The sequence below is a fragment of the Mycoplasma sp. 21DD0573 genome, from assembly GCF_034863425.1.
Classification (GTDB): domain Bacteria; phylum Bacillota_I; class Bacilli_A; order Mycoplasmatales; family Metamycoplasmataceae; genus Mycoplasmopsis.
The window spans coordinates 23,860-45,464 of the sequence record NZ_JAYFEZ010000006.1; the positions used below are offsets into that span (position 1 = coordinate 23,860).

General features: G+C 27.9%; 15 protein-coding genes and 1 tRNA gene. 12 read left to right on the forward strand and 4 right to left on the reverse strand.

Annotated elements, in window-relative coordinates; all coding sequences use genetic code 4:
• Positions 1-163 precede the first annotated feature (163 nt).
• The 5 genes from VBM86_RS01210 to VBM86_RS01230 all read left to right on the forward strand — a co-directional run bounded on the left by VBM86_RS01210 (position 164) and on the right by VBM86_RS01230 (position 5,177).
• Positions 164-1,312, forward strand: coding sequence for a LacI family DNA-binding transcriptional regulator (locus tag VBM86_RS01210; RefSeq protein ID WP_323189588.1), 1,149 nt, complete (start codon positions 164-166; stop codon positions 1,310-1,312).
• A 182-nt stretch (positions 1,313-1,494) separates the two neighbouring features.
• Complete coding sequence (locus tag VBM86_RS01215) at positions 1,495-2,460, forward strand: DHH family phosphoesterase (protein ID WP_323189589.1); 966 nt, start codon at positions 1,495-1,497, stop codon at positions 2,458-2,460.
• A gap of 2 nt (positions 2,461-2,462) precedes the next feature.
• Positions 2,463-3,443: a DHH family phosphoesterase gene (locus tag VBM86_RS01220; protein ID WP_323189590.1), complete on the forward strand. Its 981-nt coding sequence runs from the start codon at positions 2,463-2,465 to the stop codon at positions 3,441-3,443.
• 173 nt (positions 3,444-3,616) lie between these two features.
• Positions 3,617-3,692, forward strand: a tRNA-Lys gene (locus VBM86_RS01225).
• 159 nt (positions 3,693-3,851) lie between these two features.
• The gene (locus tag VBM86_RS01230) at positions 3,852-5,177 is read left to right on the forward strand and encodes a DUF2179 domain-containing protein (protein ID WP_323189591.1); all 1,326 of its coding nucleotides are present in this window, start codon (positions 3,852-3,854) and stop codon (positions 5,175-5,177) included.
• Positions 5,178-5,294: 117 nt separating this feature from the next.
• Here VBM86_RS01230 and VBM86_RS01235 read toward each other — a convergent pair whose 3' ends face one another.
• Together VBM86_RS01235 and VBM86_RS01240 are read right to left on the reverse strand one after the other, a co-directional pair.
• The gene (locus VBM86_RS01235) at positions 5,295-5,819 is read right to left on the reverse strand and encodes a DUF4256 domain-containing protein (RefSeq protein ID WP_323189592.1); all 525 of its coding nucleotides are present in this window, start codon (positions 5,817-5,819) and stop codon (positions 5,295-5,297) included.
• A 2-nt stretch (positions 5,820-5,821) separates the two neighbouring features.
• The gene (locus VBM86_RS01240; protein WP_323189593.1) at positions 5,822-8,272 is read right to left on the reverse strand and encodes a hypothetical protein; all 2,451 of its coding nucleotides are present in this window, start codon (positions 8,270-8,272) and stop codon (positions 5,822-5,824) included.
• Between the two features lie 158 nt (positions 8,273-8,430).
• Between VBM86_RS01240 and secG the strand changes: the two genes are divergently transcribed.
• The 5 genes from secG (at position 8,431) to VBM86_RS01265 (ending at position 14,387) form a co-directional block, all read left to right on the forward strand.
• Positions 8,431-8,670, forward strand: coding sequence for a preprotein translocase subunit SecG (gene secG / locus VBM86_RS01245; protein WP_257089479.1), 240 nt, complete (start codon positions 8,431-8,433; stop codon positions 8,668-8,670).
• 4 nt (positions 8,671-8,674) lie between these two features.
• Positions 8,675-10,900, forward strand: a complete 2,226-nt coding sequence (gene rnr, locus VBM86_RS01250) for a ribonuclease R (RefSeq protein ID WP_323189594.1) — start codon at positions 8,675-8,677, stop codon at positions 10,898-10,900.
• Positions 10,901-11,004: 104 nt separating this feature from the next.
• A complete protein-coding gene (metG, locus tag VBM86_RS01255; RefSeq protein ID WP_323177609.1) occupies positions 11,005-13,338 on the forward strand; it encodes a methionine--tRNA ligase in 2,334 nt (777 codons plus the stop codon).
• 24 nt (positions 13,339-13,362) lie between these two features.
• Positions 13,363-13,647 carry a putative quinol monooxygenase gene (locus VBM86_RS01260; protein ID WP_323177608.1) on the forward strand — a complete coding sequence of 95 codons (285 nt, stop codon included), beginning with the start codon at positions 13,363-13,365 and terminating at the stop codon, positions 13,645-13,647.
• 80 nt (positions 13,648-13,727) lie between these two features.
• The gene (locus VBM86_RS01265; protein ID WP_323189595.1) at positions 13,728-14,387 is read left to right on the forward strand and encodes a deoxynucleoside kinase; all 660 of its coding nucleotides are present in this window, start codon (positions 13,728-13,730) and stop codon (positions 14,385-14,387) included.
• Positions 14,388-14,548: 161 nt separating this feature from the next.
• On the opposite strand, the gene VBM86_RS01270 is transcribed toward VBM86_RS01265, so the two are convergent.
• Positions 14,549-15,160 carry a variable surface lipoprotein gene (locus VBM86_RS01270; RefSeq protein ID WP_323177606.1) on the reverse strand — a complete coding sequence of 204 codons (612 nt, stop codon included), beginning with the start codon at positions 15,158-15,160 and terminating at the stop codon, positions 14,549-14,551.
• Between the two features lie 386 nt (positions 15,161-15,546).
• Here VBM86_RS01270 and lepA point away from each other — a divergent pair, with 386 nt between their 5' ends.
• Positions 15,547-17,349, forward strand: coding sequence for a translation elongation factor 4 (gene lepA / locus VBM86_RS01275; protein ID WP_257089491.1), 1,803 nt, complete (start codon positions 15,547-15,549; stop codon positions 17,347-17,349).
• 25 nt (positions 17,350-17,374) lie between these two features.
• On the opposite strand, the gene VBM86_RS01280 is transcribed toward lepA, so the two are convergent.
• Positions 17,375-18,772 carry an MIP family Ig-specific serine endopeptidase gene (locus VBM86_RS01280; RefSeq protein ID WP_323177605.1) on the reverse strand — a complete coding sequence of 466 codons (1,398 nt, stop codon included), beginning with the start codon at positions 18,770-18,772 and terminating at the stop codon, positions 17,375-17,377.
• 267 nt (positions 18,773-19,039) lie between these two features.
• On the opposite strand from VBM86_RS01280, the gene VBM86_RS01285 reads away from it, so the two are divergent.
• Positions 19,040-21,577: a S8 family serine peptidase gene (locus VBM86_RS01285; protein ID WP_323189596.1), complete on the forward strand. Its 2,538-nt coding sequence runs from the start codon at positions 19,040-19,042 to the stop codon at positions 21,575-21,577.
• The last annotated feature ends 28 nt before the right edge of the window (positions 21,578-21,605 follow it).

Here is a 21,605-nt window from a genome sequence, read left to right on the forward strand (position 1 = left end):
TAAAACAATATTCTTTCAATGAAAAAACTTAATAAAAAATCCTATTTTCAAACTTTTACCGTAGTGCTCTAGGTGTAAAAGTTTTAAAAAGCACAAAAAAAGTCTTTGAATTTTTTGTTTTTTATATAAAATAATTAATTTTAGAATTTCATATAATTTAAATATGAAATCAAATTTAAATTATATGATTAATGATAAATATAAAAAGAGCAAAAGGCAGTTTAAGGAAGAACTAGATCCTGGAATTTTAAAAAACCACCACGAGCAAGCGTTAGAAATATTAGATGACTCAATCGAAGTGAAAATGCCTGGTAGACTTGGCAAAAGAGTTTCAAGAAAACCGATAACATATCAAAAGATTTCAAAACTTACAGGTGTTTCAGTTGCTACAATTAGTCGTTTCTATAATGATGGTTATGTTTCTAAAGATAACAGAAGAAAAATTGAAGAAATTATAAAGGAATATGATTATGTTCCTAATCCAAGAAGTAGAATTAATAAAGTTCAAGTAAGTTCGATTTTTGTTATCTGCCCTCTTTATGGCCAAAGTTATATTCAAAACATTATTTCAGGAATTATTGCTGGTGCATCAAAAAATAATAGAAGAGTTGTTACATTTTACACTGTACCAACAGCTGATGAATATATTGAAACTTTAAAATATCTTTTATTATGAAAACCAAAATCAATCGTTGTATTTCTTAGTGAAGAAAATATAGAATTATTTGATTTCCTTAAAACCATTAAGGACGTTGCTGTCTTAGTTTATGGACACAAAGTTGATGGTGTTTCTTGAGTTGTTCCAGATGATAGAGAAGCATTTTACAAACTTACAAAATCATTTATTAGAAGAGTCCCAAGATCGAGAAACTCAAACAAAATTATTTTCTTAGAAGATCAAAAGTTATCTGATTATCAAAAATTCCAAAGAATTTCAGGATTCAAGGAAGCTTGTTCAGAATATAGTATGACTTATATGAGATATCCAATCAGTGCTAAGAAAAATAAAGATGAAGTTAAAGAAATTATTGCTTTTGCAAATACAAATAATGTTTCAAATATTATTTGTTCGACTCACGATTCGTTTATTTCAATTAACACGTATGCTTCAAAACACTTCAGAATTAGTGACATTGGTTACCAATCAATTTACGATAGTTTAGGTGTTTATGTTGATAAGATTTTTGTGGACTATCCATATATCGGAGTGATAATTGAATCAATGATTACAAAACAACTTTCATCAAAAAATCCACAAACAGCAGTTATTAAACTTAAATTAATTAGTGAATTAAGTGAAAAAACATCTTAGGATTTCGGATGCAACATCAAATTGCATCTATTTTTTTAATCTAACAATTTGAATAATGAAAATAAAGATTTTAAGACCTATGAGAGTATCTTGAAAGTTATGTTAATAAAAATTAAATGCTATATAATTTAGAAATATTTAATTTAAATTAAAAAAATCACTATTAAGAAAGGAAAATTATTATGGTTATAGGAAATTCAAAAGTAGCAATTGATGCTATTGAAAAATATGACAATATTGTTATTTTTCACCACGTTCGTCCAGATGGAGACTGTTTAGGTTCACAAGCTGGGCTTGCAGAATTAATTAGAACAAACTACCCTAACAAAAATGTTTACACAGTAGGGGATAACTTACACTTATTTGACTTTATGGGTTACCACTTTGATGACATTGAAAAAATCGACTTTACAAACTCATTAGGAATTGTAGTTGATGCTTCAAGTGGAAACAGAATTGAATGTGCAAACTTATTATATGAAAACAAGACAACAGCTAAATTAAGAGTTGATCACCACCCTAACTCAGCTGACATCGATTACGATTACAACTGAATCGATGAACACTATGTTGCAGCTGCTGAAATGATTGCTCAAATCGCATTTGATGCAGGATGAACAGTTACACAAAAAGCTGCATCACACATTTACTTAGGAATCAACACAGACTCAGGAAGATTTTTATACCCTGACACATCAGCTAGAACACACAAATTAGTAGCATTCTTAATGGAAACAGGATTCCACCCATCATTCATCTTAAAAGAACTTTCAAAAAGAACATTCAAACAACTTAAATTTGTTGGAAACATTTTAAATGGATTCAAAAAAGAAGGAAGAGTTCTTTACTACGAGATTGATGCAGAAACATTAAAGAAATATGATATGGATTCATTCGAAGCTGCTCAATACGTAAATGAATTAGCTAATATTGAAGACAACTCTTGTTGAGCATTATTCATTCAACTTGAAGATGGGACAGTTAGAGGAAGATTACGTTCAAATGGACCATTAGTTAACTTAGTTGCTAACAAATATGGTGGTGGAGGGCACGATAACGCTGCCGGAATTACTCTTCAATCTTGAGACCAAGTTAAAGACGTTTTAGCTGACTTAAACCAAGCTATCATTGAGTGAGAGGCTAAATAATTATGGTCATTGGTAATTTAAAATTAGTTACTGAACAATTAGAAAAATACGATAACATCGTTATTTTTCACCATATTCGTCCAGATGGAGACTGTTTAGGTTCACAATTTGGATTAAAAGAATTACTTGAAACAAACTTCCCAAATAAAAAAGTTTATGCAATAGGTGATTCAAAAGGTTCATTCTCATTCTTAGATATCAAAATGGATGAAATTCCATCAGATGAATTTTTAAAAACTGCTTTAGGAGTTGTTGTAGATGCAAACTTCAAAGACAGAATTGAATATAGAGAAGTTTTAGACAAAGACTTATTTGCTCAAGTTATTAGAATTGACCATCACCCAAACGATGATGATTTAGGCGAAAATTGCATTAGATGAGTTGATTCATCATATATTGCGGCTGATGAAATGATTACAGAAATCGCGGTTGTAAACAACTGAAAAATCACACAAAAAGCTGCTAACTTCTTATATTTAGGAATCAACACTGACTCAGGAAGATTCTTATTCAATAACACTACAGCTAGAACATTAAATTTAGCTGCTAAATTATATGAAGCAGGATTACAACAAGACTTTATCCACTCAAATTTAGCTAAAGTTACATTAGATGACTTAAAATATAGTGCTTGATTAATGACAACATTAAAAACAAGAGATGGTGTAGCTTACATTCAAAATGATTTAAAAACAACAAATGAATTTAGTAAAACACCACAACAATCAATTAGAGTAAATTCAATTGCTAACATCGATGGATTCCCAATGTGAGTTCAATTCACAGAAGAAGAAAACGGAAAAGTTAGAGTTGAATTTAGATCAAATGGACCAATTGTTAGAAATGTTGCCGTTAAATGAGGTGGTGGAGGACATGAAAGAGCCTCAGGTGCTATTATTGACTCACTTGATTTAGTTGAACAAGTTATTGATGATTGTGCTGCTGAAGTAGCTAGATGAAGAGAAGAAAAAGCTAACGCTTAATATAAATTTATTCCATACACAAATTAATGTATGGAATTTTTTATTTATTTTTAATTTAGAGAAATCGAATTCAACTTTTAAACCTAGAGCACTAATGTAAAAGTTAATTTTAATTTATTAGATTATTGAATTTAGAAGCTATCAAATTACTCTAAAAGTTTTATAATATTAGTGGATCGTTAGCTCAGTCGGTAGAGCAACTGGCTCTTAACCAGTGGGTCGCAGGTTCGAACCCTGTACGGTCTACCATTTCGTTTAAGCGACCAATCTCCACATATTAAAATATGTGGTTTTTTATTTAATATTTTTAAAATTTCGCTTTATTTGCAAAAGTGATAGAATAAGAATAGTAATTTAGTTATCTTGTTGATAGGTAACATATTTTTTAATTTTAAAGAAAGGAGCAAAATGCTTTTTAAAAAGTCAAATAGTCATAAAGACCAAAATTCTTCTGAATGACAAGACACAGTTGAAAACTTAGAAAAAGTGCACATTAAAAAAGAGAACACTTTATACAAAAGAACAAGAATGTCTAACTTTGGTCTTAAATTAAATTACTTCTACCAACAAATGCCGCTTTGAAAAATTATTTTAATAACAAACATTACAGCAGTTATCTTCGGTGTCATTGGTGTATTCTTTGTTAAAAATGTTGGTATTTACAACTTTGGTTTAGCTGCTTTTGGACAAGCTGGAGCGAAGATTTTAGTAGTTTCTATAGCCGGACAAGTTGATGGAACAGTGCTTAACTTAATTGACCAATTCGTCTTCTGAGTTGCTTATGTTATTTTAAGTATTCCTATTTTCATTTTCGGTTATAAGAAAGTTGGAAAATTATTTACAAACTTAACAATTTTATTCTTAGTTGTTTCATCATTAGTTTCATTCGGAATCGGAATGATCCCAGGTGCTGGTTCAACATATATTATTGGGGACTTCTCAAACAAAGCTGTTAAAGCCGCTTTACCTGAAGCTTACCAATCACTTTCAGGATTAGTTCCATTATTATGAGACTCATACTCATCAGGTAGTGTGTTAGCATTAATGCTTTATGCAATTGTTTATGGAGTATTATTAGCTTACGTATTTGCTATTATCCAAATCATTGGAGGAACAGCTGGTGTTACAGGTGTTATCGGAGAATGATACGCAAACGCAAAACAAAAATCATTCGGTTCAATTAGTGGATATATGAACATAGCAATTATGATTGTCGCTGTTTTAGTTGGGTCTTGATTACCAGGTTCAATTCTTTTATCAAAAGTTGACCCTTCATTAGTTGTTCAAAATAAATCTATTATGGGATTAACGGATTCACAAGTAACTGAATTCACAAGACAAGCAGAAGCATTGAAAGCAAAAGTATGACACGCTGAACTTTACTTCTCACCTAACTTCATCGCTACATTCTTAGTAAATGTTGTTTATATCGGTGTATTAGATAAATTATTCCCTAAATTTAAACTTGTTAGAGTTCAAATCTTTACAAAGAATGCTGCTAAAGTTAAAGAGATTATCACAAGCGACAAGAAAATTGTTACAGGTATGACAATTTTCAGAGCTACAGGTGGATACGAAGGAAAAGATATTGATGTTATTACATCAGTTGCATTATTCAGACATGTGTTACGTATTATTAAAGATGTTCGTAAAGTTGACAAAGATGCATTTATCTCTATTTCAGATATTAAAAGTATTGATGGTTCAATTTACTTACCACAAGATAAATTCTAATAAATCATTAACTAGCTACCTTGTAGGTAGCTTTTTCTTTATCTTTTTTAGTAACTAATTAAAAATAAAAAGCAAGATATCAAATAAATATCTTACTTTTTGTATCTATGTGCATGGTTAAATGATTTTAACTTTAACTCTAAAACCTCTAGAAGAATAATACGAATCAGCACTATTATGGTAGACAAATACTACACCATATCTATTGTCGCAAAATATCGCGCCACCTTTATCTCAAATTTCTTTAGGTGTGTGAATTCACGAAGATGTCTTAGTATCTAGTGGTTTGATTGTATTTAAAAATCTATAGTCTTGCTCAGTTAGAAGTTCACTAAAATAACTATGTGCAAGACTTAAAGCATCATTTTCAGGTACAAACTTCTTTCTGTTAATTAGCGCAGTTCTATCATAGCACAGTGATCTTCTATCAGGTGACTGAGTTGATAAATCTACAAGATAAATGTTATCAAACATTGAAACTAATGTTGGTTCACCATTAGTTTGTTCCATTCAGTCAAATGTGTTAATTAATTGTGAGCTGGAAAGAATTATTTGAACACATTTTTCAAATTCGTCATTTGATAATAGATTAAAATTTGCATTTCTTTCTAAAAGAGTTTTATAAATGTAATTTGTTTTCATAATTAATCAATTACTTTAAATGTGAATCCAATAACAAATTTATTGAATTCTTGAGCTCTTCTTGTTTCATAAGCTGTGTAAACTTTTTCAAGCTCTTCTTTATTATATTTTATTGAGTTTTCAGGATCTGAAATTTGTTCAGGATCACTCTCAGCATTTTTATTAGGGTTAGCAATTTTTGGATCAGTTAATTCAGTTAATTTGTTTTTGAAGTATTCAACTTTATTGGTGTCAAAAATATTTCATTTTTCTTTTTCTGCTTTAGCAGCATCTAATTTTGCTGTTGCTTCTTCCTTTTGTTCTTCTAATTTATCTACTTCAGCTTTGAAAAGCTCGATTTGTTCTCTTAATTTTTGCTTTTCTTCTTCATCTTGTGACGCAGCAAGTTTTTCTTCAGCAGGTGCAATTACTTCTTTTTTGTATGTATCAATTCTAGATGTGTAATTTGTGATTTCACTTTCTAAAGAAGAAATGTATTCTGAACCTTTTGTTGACACATTAATGTAATTATCAATTGCATCAATTAAGTATTTTTGAGGTAGTGTAGATGGAATTTGATCAACAGGAATAGCTTGAGTCGGATATGTTTCATCAGTTACATCTTTAAATCTATACATATAACCGAATTTTGAAATCATTTCCTTATCATCATCTGTTATTGTGATTTCTCTATCTTCAAGTGCTGAAATTTTAGCTTTTAATTCAGATACTTTCGCAAGTTCTTCATCAGACATTTGTTCAATAATTAATGGTTTGATTTGGTTTTCATAAATTTCATCACTCAATGTTATATATAAGTCAAATGAAGCATTAAGATTAATTCCTTGCTCAGAAAGTCTAACAGCATTTTTATCAATTAAGTATTCATATGATGGAGTTAAGAAGAATGTGTCTCATAAATCTTTGTAATGTCTTCCACCTAATAATGAATTTCTAACAACTCCAATTTGCAATAAATTGTATTTGTTGTTGTCTTTAGTTTCTTCTTTAATCTTATATTCAATTGGTTGAACTGAGTTAAATCCCAATGAAATATAGTCAGTTAGTTTTGTTAATTCACTAATATTTTCATCGCTTGATTGTTTATTTATCTTTGTGTTAGCTTCATTAGGGTTGAAAACTCCTCAATAATTAATAATTTCAATAGGTAGTGATAATTTTAAAATATGATCTGCATTTCAGTCATTAATCATTGATGAAACTAATTTTGAACCTTGTGTAATTTTTTCTTCAAGATTTAATTTATCAAATGAATTTGTTTGCTTGTTTTTTGAGTAAATTACAGAACCAAATTTGAAAGATTGATTTCAGTTAGTTGTGAATGAAATTGATAAAGGTAACATTTTTCCATTTGTAAGATCATTTAATACACTTGGATTTTCAATTGTTACTTTTTCTTTTAAGTTTTTAGCTTTGATTTTTTCAATAAGAGCTTTAATTTCTTCGTTTTTTTTGTATTTCTCTAATAAACTATCATATGTTGTTGCTTGGTTTTTGTAAGTCTCCTTACCATTTTCATCAAGAATAGGTTTACCAATTTCGTTCATATTTGGCATTTTTGCAAAGTTAGGAACAATTAATGAGTGAAATTGTTTATTTAGCGAACTTTCTGGTTGTGTTAATTCAAGATACGGAACATTAAATTGCTCTCTAAAACTCATAAATTGTTTTTGGAATTTTAAATATTCATCAGACATTTCTTTGATTTTTTCTTCAGATAATGAAGTGATTGAATCATATGCATAGCTTTGCGCATCATTTAATTTTTTATACTCAGCAATAACATTTTGATTTGATAATAAATATTGATCAACTGAATTTTTAAGTGCAGCATCATTTGTCAATGATTTAATTTTATTAGCTCTATTTTCACTCTCGTTCATTAGAATGTAGTTTTTAATGATTTCAGCTTTACTATTTGAATAAAATAAGTATCCAACTAACTTAGTAAAGTCAGATTTCATTGATTGTTGAATTTCTTCACTTTCAGGCATAAATCTAATAAATGTAGAAAGAATACCGTTAAGAAACTGTGGAGTTATAGCTCATGTGATTCTTGAAACTTCATTAAAGTATTTATAAGTATTTTGGATTTCGCCATTAATGATTTGTTCAATTTGTTTTAAGTTTGAGTCGATAATGTTGTTTTTAAATGATTCTGGATCTGATTTTAAAACATAAATAACCGTGTCTTTAGCATTTTCATTTTGACTAAAGAAATTATTTAATCTTTCATTAGCTGCAGAATCATTTTCAATGATATTTAATCATTTTTGTGCTGTATTGACAATATTGTTAAATAAAACATTCGCTGTTTTTAAGTAGTCACCTTTAAATGATTTTAAATTTTGATCCTCTTTTTGTTGATTGTTGCAAGAAAGCGCAACAATTGGTAATGCAGCAGATATTCCAACTGGCATTGTTAATAAGAATTTTTTAACTAGTTTTTTCATAATTATTTTAATTTTATTAAACTTTATTATTTTTATTATTAAAAAATCATTTTTATCTAGCATATAGTTATATCAGTAAAGCACAAAAAACAGATATTGTGGTATTATTTAAAATATTAATCTAACTTATATTAAATAAGTAAATATTAGGAGTAATAATGTCAACATTTTTAACAGTTATATTGGTAATGGTTGGAATTCTAATTGTCTTCGTTTCATTATTAATGTCACCTGATTCAAATGGTTTTTCAGGAGCATTAGTTGGTTCAGGAGACTTGGAGTTATTTAAAAATTCAAAAGAAAGAGGAGTTAAGAAATTCTTAAAATACTCAATGATAGTTTTAGGAGCAATTTTAATTATTGCTTCAGTTGTTTTAAGAATAGTACTGAAAAAATAAAAGTATGCAAAAACAAGAAATATTAAATTACATTAGAAAATATAAGTCAAGGTCATTTTTAGACATTGCAAAACATTTTAAAGTTTCATTGAGAAATAACAAAGACTTGACTAAAGCTATTTCAGATTTGCAATCTGAATATTTAGTTTTTAGAAATAATAATGATGAATATTATTCACCAGAACTGGAAGAAACAGTTGCAGGAATTTTAAAAGTTGCTACAAAAGGTAACTTTGGATTTGTTGATTATGACATCAACGAAGAAGAAGGAACTAAAAAAAGTGTTTATGTAAAAACTTTTAATTTTAATGGAGCTATTAGTGGTGATGAAGTTAAGGTTAATGTTTATAAACTTCAAAAAGGTGATGAAGAATTAAAAGATGGTGTAGTTACACAGATTATTCAAAGAAACAATGAAAGTTTTGTTGGATTTATAAAAGAAAAAAATGGTGTTAAATCATTTGCGCCTATTGATGCTAGATTTAAAAGTGTTAAATTTAAATTAATTCCTTCAAGTGTTCCAAACAAATTAAATGACTTAGTTTTAGCTAAAGTTTTAGCTTACGAAGATAAATTCATAACAATAAGTGTTGAAAGAGTTATTACAAACGAAGCTGACCCAATGGTTTTTGTTAAATCATACTTAGAACAAATTAAAGTTCCATCAGCTTTCCCTGAAAATACTGAAGATGAAATTAAATTAATTCCTGAAACAATTGATAATGAAGACCAAACAAATAGACGTGATTTTACAAACGAAATGATTGTAACAATCGACGGTGATGATACAAAAGATTTCGATGATGCAATCACAGTTAAAAAGTTAGATAATGGAAATTATTTCCTTGGAGTTTATATAGCTGATGTTTCTCACTATGTCAAAGAAGGTTCATTCATTAACCAAGAAGCCTTAAGCAGAGGGACGAGTATTTATTTAGTTGACAGAGTTATTCCTATGTTACCTGTTGAATTATCAAATGGAATTTGTTCGCTTAATCCAAATGTAAAAAGATTTGTTTTAGCTTGCGAAATGGAAATTGATAAAAATGGAAATACAGTTAGAGCAGATATTTCACAAGGTATTATTGAAAGTAAATTTAGATTAACATACAAACAAGTTGACAAATACTACAATACAGGCGAAATTAATGAAGATCATTCAAACCAAGAAAATGTAGCTAAATTAAAACAAATGCTTAATGTAGCTAAAGAATTAAGTTTAATTATTCACGATTACAAGATCAAAGAAGGATATGTTGATTTTGATATTGATGAACCTAAAATTAAACTTGATCAATATGGTAGAGTTGAACAAATAGTGATCAATAAACGTGGATTTAGCGAAGTTTTAATTGAAGACTTTATGGTTAGAGCAAATGAAACAGTTGCTAAATATCTTTTTGATGCTAAGTTACCTGTCTTATATCGTGTTCACGAAGCGCCGGATGAAGATAAAATTCAATTACTACAAAACTCTTTAGCAGCAGTTTCAATAGACGCATCAAAACTTAAAGCGAACTCAATTACTCCTAAAATATTTGCTGATTTTGTTAATAAAGTTAAAGCTGAAAGAGATGATGATTTTATTAAATTAATGTTCTTGCGTTCAATGCAAAAAGCAATTTATTCAGATGTAAACATTGGGCACTTTGGATTAGCAAGTGAATATTATTGCCATTTTACAAGTCCGATTAGAAGATACCCAGATTTAATCATTCATAGAATAATTAGAGATTTTATTATTAATAAACAAACTGAAAAACTTGAAGAGTTTAGATTAAACTTACCTGTATTTGGTGATTTAAATACTAAATCAGAACAAAAAGCAGTTCAAATTGAAAGAAATGTTAATGATCTTAAGTTTGCTGAATTCTTAAAAAATAAAATCGGTTCACCATTTAGAGCTCAAATTTTAAGTGTGCTTAACTTTGGTTTCTTTGTTGAATTCGATTTTAAAGCTAGTGGGCTAGTTCATAAGTCAACATTGATTGATGGAGAATATGAAGCTAATGAAAACTTAACTAAATTGGTTTCTAAAGATAGAAAATTTACAATTGGTGATTTTGTAGATGTAGTTGTTACAGAAGTTGATTTAGTTGAAGGTAAAATTACTTGTGCATTAGCTGATTTATACGAAGCTTGATTAGCTAAAAAGCAAAAAGAAGAAGCTGAAAGAGCTTCTAAAAATAAGCAAAATTTTTCAAAATCAAGAAAAAATTTTCAAAAATAAAACAATAGCGCAAAGCTAATAAAGAGCTATGCGCTTTTATAATGAAAAGTTATCTTTTATATAACTTATTTAATATAATTAAAAATATTTATTAAAGGATAAAAATGAAAAATAAAAATAGAAATTTAGAGGAAAATTCATTAGGTTTTGATGCTGGATTAGTAATTAAACAAGATAAAGATATGTTTAATTATTCAGTTGACACCATTATGCTTGGTAATTTTATTTATTTAAATAAAAAAAGCACTAGAGCACTTGAAATCGGCGCTAATAATGGTGCTTTATCAATTTTTGTTGCTTCTAGATATGACAAATTAAAAATTGATGCAATTGAAATTCAAAAAAAAGCAGCAGAGTTAGCGAAAGAAAATGTGAAGCTTAATAATATGGAAAATCAAATTCATATTATTAACCAAGACTTTAATGATTTTTACAAACAGCACACAAAGATTGCACAAAAGAAATATCAATTTATTTTCTGCAATCCACCTTTTTATCCTTATGATAAAACAAAAGTTAAAAATAACATTTCACAAGAAAAACTAATTGCAACGCACGAAATTCATTTAAATTTAGAACAATTAATTTTAGGTTGTTCTAAAATAATAGAACAAAAAGGATTTTTATCACTAGTATTACCTGTTGAAAGAATGGTTGATGCTTTTGAATTATTAAGAAAATATAAATTTGAGCCAAAAAGAGTTCAACTTATTTATCCTAGAATAGACGATAAACCTAAATTTATTTTACTTGAAGCAAGATACCAGACAGGTTGAGGTGTTCATTTCTTACCTAACTTATATCTTCATGATAATATCGATAAAAATAATCATGATTATTTACCTGAAATTAAAAAACTTTATAGACCTAAAAAAGTGGAGGAGAAGATGAATAAAAAAACAAGTTATATAACAACACCTATTTATTACGCAAGTGGAAATTTACACATCGGACACTTATATACAACTACAGTTGCTTGAGTTTTAGCTAATTATAAAAAACTACTTGGTTATGAAGTTAAAATGCTTACAGGTAGTGATGAACACGGTTTAAAAATTCAACAAAAAGCTGCTGAGCAAAATGTAAATCCACAAGAATTTGTTGACAATTTAGTTGCTAAATATAAACAAATGTGAGTTGATTTTGGAATAGAATATGATTTCTTTTCAAGGACATCATCACAATTCCATAAAGATTCAGTAAAACACATTTTCTCTTATTTCTTAGAAAAAGGTTTTATTTATAAAGGACAATACAATGGGTTGTACTCAGTTTCAGATGAAGAGTTTTTAACAGAAACACAAGCAGTTAAAAAAGAAGATGGATATTATCATCCGACAAGTGGTCACAAGCTAATTTTAGTTTCAGAAGATTCATATTTCTTCAAAATGAACGAGTTTGTGAAATGATTAGTTGAGTATATCGATGGTAATCCAGAATTTTTAGCACCTAACAAAATCATCAATGAGATGAAAAATAATTTCTTACTTAAAGGACTAGAAGATTTATCAGTTACAAGAACTAATATTGACTGAGGTATCAAAATTGATGAAGACCAAACACATACACTTTATGTTTGATTAGATGCATTATGCAACTATATAACTGCTTTAGGGTATGATGTAAAAAACAAACAACAACCAGATGAGTTTATGAAATTTTGAGCAAGCAAAGACTCAGAAGTTATTCACTTAATTGGCAAAGAAATCGCAAGATTCCATATGATTTATTGACCTATTTTCCTTAAAGCGCTTAACTTAAAACAACCTACAAGAATTCAAGCGCACGGTTGATTAGTTACACCGACAGGAAAAATGTCAAAATCAAAAAATAATGTAGTTGATCCATATGATTTATTAGCTAAATACGATAAAGAAATGATTAAATACTATTTAACATCACAAATCACATTAGGAGAAGATGGTGTTTGAGATGAAGATAGATTTATTGATGTGATTAACTCTGAATTAATTAATAATTATGGAAACTTAGTTTCAAGAACTTTAAAAATGAAATCAAATAGTTTTTCAGGTCCTTTAAAATACAAGTCATCAAAAGATCAAAATGACTTGGACATAGACTTAAAAATTAGAAATTCTATTTCTGAGTATAAAAAACACTTTGACAATTTAGAAATTGACAAAGCATTAAAAGCTGCTATTAATTTATCAAGCGACTTGAATAAATATGTTGATTTAACAGAACCGTGAAAATTAAAAGAAGATTTACCAAGACTAGAGCAAATTTTAGTAAGACTTCTAAATGGTATTTATGCAGTATCAACTTATTTATCAGTTGTATTAAAAGATAAAACAAAAGAAGTAGCAACAGCATTAGGTTTTGATAGTTTTTCTATTGATTTAATAGAAGATTATCAAAAATTTGATAATATTAATCAAGGGAATGAGTATATGCTCTTTGCTCGTTTAAAAAAATAACTTGATCTTATTAAGGAGGCGATTTTGATTTTTGCCAAAGCATCAAGATATGTAATAAATCCAGAAAAATTAAAAGGATTTATTGATTATTTATTTATATTAACTAAAAAAACAAGAATGAAAGAAGAAAACTTATCATTCGAATATTCTGTCGATCCTGAGGGAGTAGTAATTGTTTTAGAAAGATGATCTACAAGATTAGATTATGAAAAGTTTATGCAGTTAGAAGAGTTTAAACAAGAGTTTAAAACCCTTAATAAAATGTGTAAATCAGTTAATACATTATATGATGTAGATTTAGTTAAATAGTAATAATAATTTTAAGTAAATTCAACTCATTAAATTAATCGAGTTGATTTTTTATCCAAATTTATTAAAGTGAGGCATTTATGGTTATAGGTATAAGTGGAATGATTGCTGCAGGAAAAAGTTCGTTAGTTAAAAACTTACAAAAAGAGTTTCCTACTTCAAAAATATTAAGAGAGTTTGAAGAATCCGATGATGTTTTCAACACTTTCTTAAATTGATTGTATGAAAATAAACCAAATTTAACAATTAGTTTTCAATCTTATATAGCTGAAAATCATTCAGATAAGTTTGCAAAATTATTAGATGAATACAATCAATCAAATTCAAATATTAAAAAAGATCACATTTTTGTTGATAGATTCGCATTAGAACATTATATTTTTGCTAAGTTGATATTATCAGCAAAAAGTGAAAAATATTTAGAGGCTTATGATGCTATGTTTGAAAAGTTAGTAACTGAAGATGAAATGCCACATTTTGCAATTTTCTTGGATGTAGATTTTGAAACATTTAAGAAAAGATTGTTTGCAAGAAATAGAGAATCAGAAGTGAAGAATTTTGATTCTAATTACGAATATTTTAAAAATTTACATTCTAACTATTTAAAAATCTTTAAAGAGATAGCTTCAAAATATAACTTTAAGTACTATGTCATAGACACAAATGATAAAGATGAAAAACAAATATTGCAAGAAGCATTATCAATTATTAGTGCTGAAGAAAAATTACTTGGTCAATAGATTTTCCTTTTTTATCACAATTAAGAAAACACTTATTTTTAGTTCTATTAAGAACAGGAATGAGTGTTTTTCTTTTTGCAAAAGCATAAAAAACAACACTAATCTAATTAATTTAGTGTTGTATAAAATCTATGTAAAAATTATTAAGCTGGTGTATTTGTTTAATTTGTAGTAGCAGCTGGAAGATTTAATGTAACTTCGAATGTTTTTGATGAACTCTTAACTGGTGTTGCATCATTAACATATTTAGCAACTTTGAATTTAATTGTAACTGTTCCTTGTGATTCATTGTAAACTGTGTTAAGTCATCCACTTGCCCCTTGAATACCTTGTTTGTTTTCGTATTGAGGTTTTACATCATTAGCAATCATGTATCCACTTTTAATGTGTTGAATTCCTTTTTCAGTATTAATAGCCTTAATTTCTGTTGAAGGTTGTGTAACATTGTAATCTCTACCAACACCTGTTGCTAATTGACCATCATAGTTAGAGAAGAATAATTGTCTTTTTCTTACTTCACCTTTTGTTAATTTGTCAATAACATCTTGTCTTTTTTCTGGTAAGAATGTGAATAATTCAGCTCCTTTAGCCACTAATCTTTCACCAATTCTATCTAATTCAGCAATTTCTGGGTCAGCTTGCACAGGTGAACCTGTGTTTGGGTTAGCAGGTTGTTCTGGGTTTTTAGTATCTTTACATGATACTGCCACGGCTGGTGCCACAATAGCTGATAATCCAGCAATACTCATAAGTAAAGTTTTTAATTTTTTCATAATAATCATCTCCTGAAAATTAATTTATCTACTTAAATTTAAGCACATTTTTCAAATATTATGTAATAAATATGTAATTTTTTCTTATTTTTTTCACATTTTGTGAAAAATTAAGGATTTTTTCTCTAGTTACACCCTTTATTCAGTGAATTCTGAAATAAAAACCACAGCTAGAAAGCTGTGGCGAAGTTATGTAATGCATAATAATGATTATGTGTTTTACATAAAATTATTTAGTGACAGGTGTTTAATAATTTAACACAAGAAGGATGTTTCATGGACATCACATTCTTTATCCGAATCAAGTTCAAGGATAAAGCACTGGTATTATTATAAGATAAAAATTCAAAAAATGAAAAAAATTTTCATCTATAATTTAAAGAACTATGGAAAAAAGTAAAATTCGTAATTTCTCAATAATAGCTCACATAGATCACGGTAAGAGTACTTTAGCTGACCGTATTTTAGAATACACAAATACAGTAGACACAAGAGAGTTAACTGCTCAATTTTTAGATTCAATGGATCTTGAAAAGGAACGTGGTATTACAATTAAACTAAATGCAGTTCAAATCAAGTATAAAGACTATATTTTTCATTTAATTGATACACCAGGACACGTTGATTTTAATTATGAAGTTTCTAGATCCCTTGCAGCTTCTGAGGGAGCTTTATTGCTTGTGGATGCAACACAAGGTATTGAGGCTCAAACTTTAGCTAATGTTTATTTAGCGATTGAAAATAATTTAGAAATCTTACCTGTTATAAATAAAATCGATCTACCAAGTGCTGATGTTGAAGGTGTCAAAAAAGAAATAGAAGAAGTTATCGGTATACCAACTGATAATGCTATTTTGGTGTCTGCAAAAACAGGACAAGGTGTTCATCAATTGCTTGACGCGATTGTTGAATATATCCCAGCACCTAAAAATGCAGATGATAATAAACCTTTAAAAGCATTGATTTTTGATAGTTACTTTGATCCATATCGTGGAGTTGTTATGTTTATCAGAGTATTCGAAGGTAAGCTTAAAACAGGAGATAAGTTTAAATTTATGTCAAGACACGATGCAGGAAATGAGTATCACGTTATTGACTTAGGTATTAAAAATCCAAATGAAACCAAAAAAGACGAATTAGTCGCAGGAGAAGTTGGATGAGTTTCAGCAGCAATTAGAGATGCAAAAGAAGTTAACGTTGGGGATACAATCACTTTAATTTCTAATCCAACAAAACAAGCTCTTCCAGGTTACAAAAAAATGAAACCTGTTGTATTTACTGGTTTTTACCCAATTGACACAAAAGATTACATGGATCTTAAAGAAAGTTTAGAAAAAATTTCATTATCAGACTCTTCAATCACATGAGAACAAGAAACATCAAAAGCATTAGGGTTTGGATTTAGAGTTGGTTTCTTAGGAATGTTGCATATGGAAATTCTTCAAGAAAGACTTGATAGAGAATATAAAGTTGGAATTATTGCGACAAGCCCAAGTGTTGAGTACAAGGTAACTACTACAAAAGGAGAAATTGAATACATTTCTAACCCTACATTATTCCCTGATAGAACATTTATAGAACAAATTGAAGAACCTTATGTTGAGGCAAGTATTTTTGTACCAAATGAATATATTGGTAATGTTATGGAACTTTGTCAAAATAAAAGAGGTATTTATAAAACTTTAGAGACAGTTGACTCTAGAAGAACTAGAATAATTTATGAATTACCATTAGCTGAAACTGTTTTTGATTTCTTTGATAGATTAAAATCTACCACAAAAGGTTATGCATCATTTGAATATGAGTGAATTGGATATAGACCTTCAGATTTAGTTAAAGTTGACATCTTATTAAATGGTGATAAAGTTGATGCATTCTCAATAATTACACATAGAGAAAAAGCATATGAAGCAGCAAGAGAGTTATGTGTAAAACTCAAGGATGCAATACCTAGACAAAACTTCGAAGTACCTGTGCAAGCCACAATTGGTGGAAAAATTATTGCAAGAGAAACAATTAAAGCTTATAGAAAAGATGTTACTGCAAAACTTTATGGTGGGGATGTAACAAGAAGACAAAAATTACTCAAGAAGCAAAAAGAAGGTAAGAAACGTATGAAAAAACTAGGTTCTATCGAAGTGCCACAAGAAGCTTTCTTATCAGTTTTAAAAACAAATATTGACAAATAATTTATTTAACCAGGTTAATACCTGGTTATTTTATTAATCAAGTTTTATAGTTATCTCCATATAAATTTCTAATTGCATCTTTATATGATGATTTTTGATTTTGATATCCTCCATAAATTAAATCATATGGTTCTATGTTGTATGACCCGAAGTTATGTAAATAATCTAATTCAGGCGATCTTAATAAACAAGATATTGATGCTTTATTTTTAAAATCAACATCATATGTAGCAAACATTAAACCAAGTAATTGATTATTTTGATTAACAACCGGAGATCCTGATGAACCATAATATGGTTGATAATCATTTATTACGAATCCTAAACCATAATTAACAAATTTATTTACTTTGAAAATTGATTTATTTAGATACTTAAAATTATTTAGATGCTTTATGTATCTAAAGTTCAGCAAAATATCGACAAAACCAGGATAGTTTTCAAAAAAATGAAATTGCTCTGAATGATTTAATTTATTTGAATTATTAAAAGTAAGCTCATTTTTCTTATCATGGTAACCAATTGAATAAAATTCTTGATTTTTCAAATCATTATCAGAAGAGATTGCGTTAATTTTTTCAATATTAATAAATTTCTCTAATCATTCATTGAATGAGATCTTTTTACATCTGACTAAATTTTCGTTTTTATAGTATTCAAAAATCAAATTACTTTTATTATGAAGATTTTTTAAATCAAGTTCCAATATACCAAAGTCGATCATTTCTTCGATATTATCCATATTGTGGATGTAATCTTTAGGACTAGACTTTAGAAAATCTAATGCTAAATATACAATTCTAAAATCACTGGGATTAAAGTTAAAAATTTCTTTAACTTCTTGATTTTTATTCGGATAAAATTTCACTTTCGAAACTTGAACTTGTGAAGTTATAAAACTACTTTCGTCATTTAATAATTGATTATCATTGACAATATTTGAAAATATTGAGTCATCAGAACAATTCTTTCTAAAATTATTTAGAACATGAGCATTTGTGGCGAAATACAATTTTTCAACTTCACCATTATCATCAAGATGATAATCAAATAAACTGATAGTGCCTGAGTGAATCATATATTTTGATTGTGAGTTTACATTGTTATAAGGGTTATAGTTATGAAACGAAACTTTAAATACATTATCAATCATATCTTGATACTGAGAGTTAAAAATATTAAGATTGATTTGATTGTTTTTATCAAGTTTGATGTTTTCTCAATTCACTTTTGTCGAACCTAGCGAAATTTTATTATTAATTAATAATGGAACAAAATTATTTAAATATTTCTGATTCAATAGATTATTTGTTATTTTATAAGAATTTGTATTCTGATTTTTTTCATTGATTTCTTTAGTTAATTGATAGTTATTTGTTTTACATGAAATAGCGAAAAAACTAAAACTAAAGATCAATTTCATAAAAGTCATTAAATAGACTCCGATTTTTACCATAATTACCTCATTAATATAGTAATTTTTCCAAAAAATGAACTATTACTGAATTAACTAAAGAAATTGAAAAGATTATTAACCTTAAGTAACTTATCCACATGTTTTGAAGTTTTAAATCATATTTTCCACAAAATGTGAAAAAAACAATTTTTTAGTAATGTTTTTCATTTTTTATTTCATTAAGTAGTAGAATAAAGTTATTAGAGGTATAAAACTTATTTTCAGGAGAATAAAATGAACAAAATTAAAAAAATATTTCAAAAATTGCTTTTACCTTCATTAATTTCACCAGTCATTATTTGCTCTTCATTAAGTGTAAGTGCAAAACCGAGTTCCGAAGAATTCGAAGAAATGGTTCGAGATTTATATGATCATTATATTGAACTTGAAAATATCGAGGAATTTAATAAATTAATGAAATCAGAAGAAAATGAAAGTCCTTATCTCCAATATTTCCAAAAATTGGGTATTTCAGATTCGATAAACAAAGTTAATGAAAACAATGATGAAAAGACAAAAATTGGAATTATTGAATTAGGACTTGTTAATCCTTGATTATTTCTACAAAACGATGAAACATCAGATAATTTAAAATTATATCTTCCTAAATATAGCAAGGAAGAAATTTCAGATAAGAAAGATATGGAATATTTTGTCAAAGATTCAATAGACGTTATATCAAGTGAGTCATTCAAGAAAATGGAAAATTCAAAACTAACAAGAAATATGTTATGAAAGCTCAATAAAGAAATTTTTTGAGTAAATAATAAAGTAAATTTGAATAATAATTCAGGTACTTTAGGTGAAGTGATACAAAGAGAATCGCTTGAAAATCTTTTTTCATCTCATGCAACAACTGTAGCAAGTATAATGAGTGGTCATTTAGGTATATTAAAAAATGCAGAAATTCATTCAGCTTCACTTAATATGTTTAATCCTTTCTCTTTAGGAGAAAAAACATTTTTGACATATTATGATCATAAAACAGATGATACGAAAATAATAAATCAGTCACTTGGTCGTACTCCTGATTATTTCAGAATAAGAACTCTAGATTCCATTCTAAGAAAAATGTTGTCTAACAATGTTAAATTAATAAATATGAGTTTTGGAGGATCCACAATCTTCGAAGAGGGAGTTGCAAAAAATGTTTGAAATCATTTAAACAAACTAAGTTCTAGATTTGAAAAAATTAAAGCTGAATACAATATTAAAAATTTTGATGAATTATACATGTATCTGATAAGGAAAGGTGTTTGAAATGACAAGTTAGAACAAGAAGATCTGGAAATGTTTTTAGAAATAAAACACATAATTTTATGATACTTATATACTAACGAGCGTTTAAACACTAAAGAAAATATTCAAGAAGTCTTAAAAATGGGATATAGTAATTTTTGCAATTGGGATGAAAGAAATCAGAAAATAGAAAAATTAGAAAAATTATTGGACCATAAATATTCGTATGCACCTATTATGAGCATGATTGATTCATATGCATTCAAATATAATATGAAATTTTTTATAGCAGCAGGTAATGATGAGGAGTGGCTATCTTTATTAAGAATTTGCGATCGTTTAACTTATCATATGGAAACTAATTCAAAATTGAGAAAAAAATTAGATTTAAAATATATCGATAGTATGTCGGCTAATACTAATAGTGGAAAAAACGTTATATATGTTGGTTCTATGAATCCTTCAGGATATGTCTCAAGATTTAGTCAACAAGGTTCTTATGATAAAGGTGATTTCCCATTAATAATTAATTATGGTGAGTTAAATAATTTACCTATTGAGACAGAAAATAGAAGATCAGAAAATTTATTTAAACTACTTTATAAAGATCAAACTGGCACAAGTTTTGCTACTCCTATGACTACAGGAACAATTGCATTGTTAGAAGCAGAAAGCTCTAAAATCGCACACAATAAAGCACCTAGAGATTGAAAAGCAGCGTTAGCATCTTCTTCAAGATATATTTGGGATTTAGGTGCTAGAGATTATGACCCATCAGATGATCCGGAATTTTTGGAAACTTTTAATGCTTTAGAATTTGAGGCTGTCCATTCTAATAATTCATATACAATGTCTGGTTTTGGTTCAATTAAATATAAAACATTAAAAGATGTTTTAGAAAATGAAATATGAGTAAAAATTCCTGATATAACTAACAAAGAAGATGAACCGGAAATAGTAAAAATCCCTGCAGATCTTAATGGTTGCACAATCCACTTTTTCGGTTTGCCAAGAAATAAAATTGAAAACAACAGTTATCGTGAAGTATTCAGAAAAGGTTTTGATGAAATATCAAGAATTGTAAAATTAGATATTTCTGAATTTGTGAAAAATAAAAATAGTTTAAGAGTAGCTCTGTCTTGAGATTTTACGAATTCAGAATATAGATTAAATAAATTCAAAGAAAAATATTCAGCATTAGCTAATTCAGATATCACCTTATATGAAATTAAGAAAGAGTTAGTAGATATTTTCGATTTAGAAGTATGACCATATACTGAACGAAGTGGTTGACATAATGACGTCATTAACTCAAATAATGTTAAGAAAAAAGGTTATTGAAATTTCAGTACAGGAACTGATACAAATGTTGAGTGTGTTAAAATTGATAAAATAGATTTTGAATATGCAGAAAAATTAGATATTAGACTGATAACAAAAACAAAAAGCAAGTTTTTCACTGAAGAAAAATATGAATTAATTAAGAGGGTATTGGCAGGTAGTTTATTAACAGTGACAATTTCTGCTGATTAAAAATGAAAATGAAAAAATATAAAAGTCT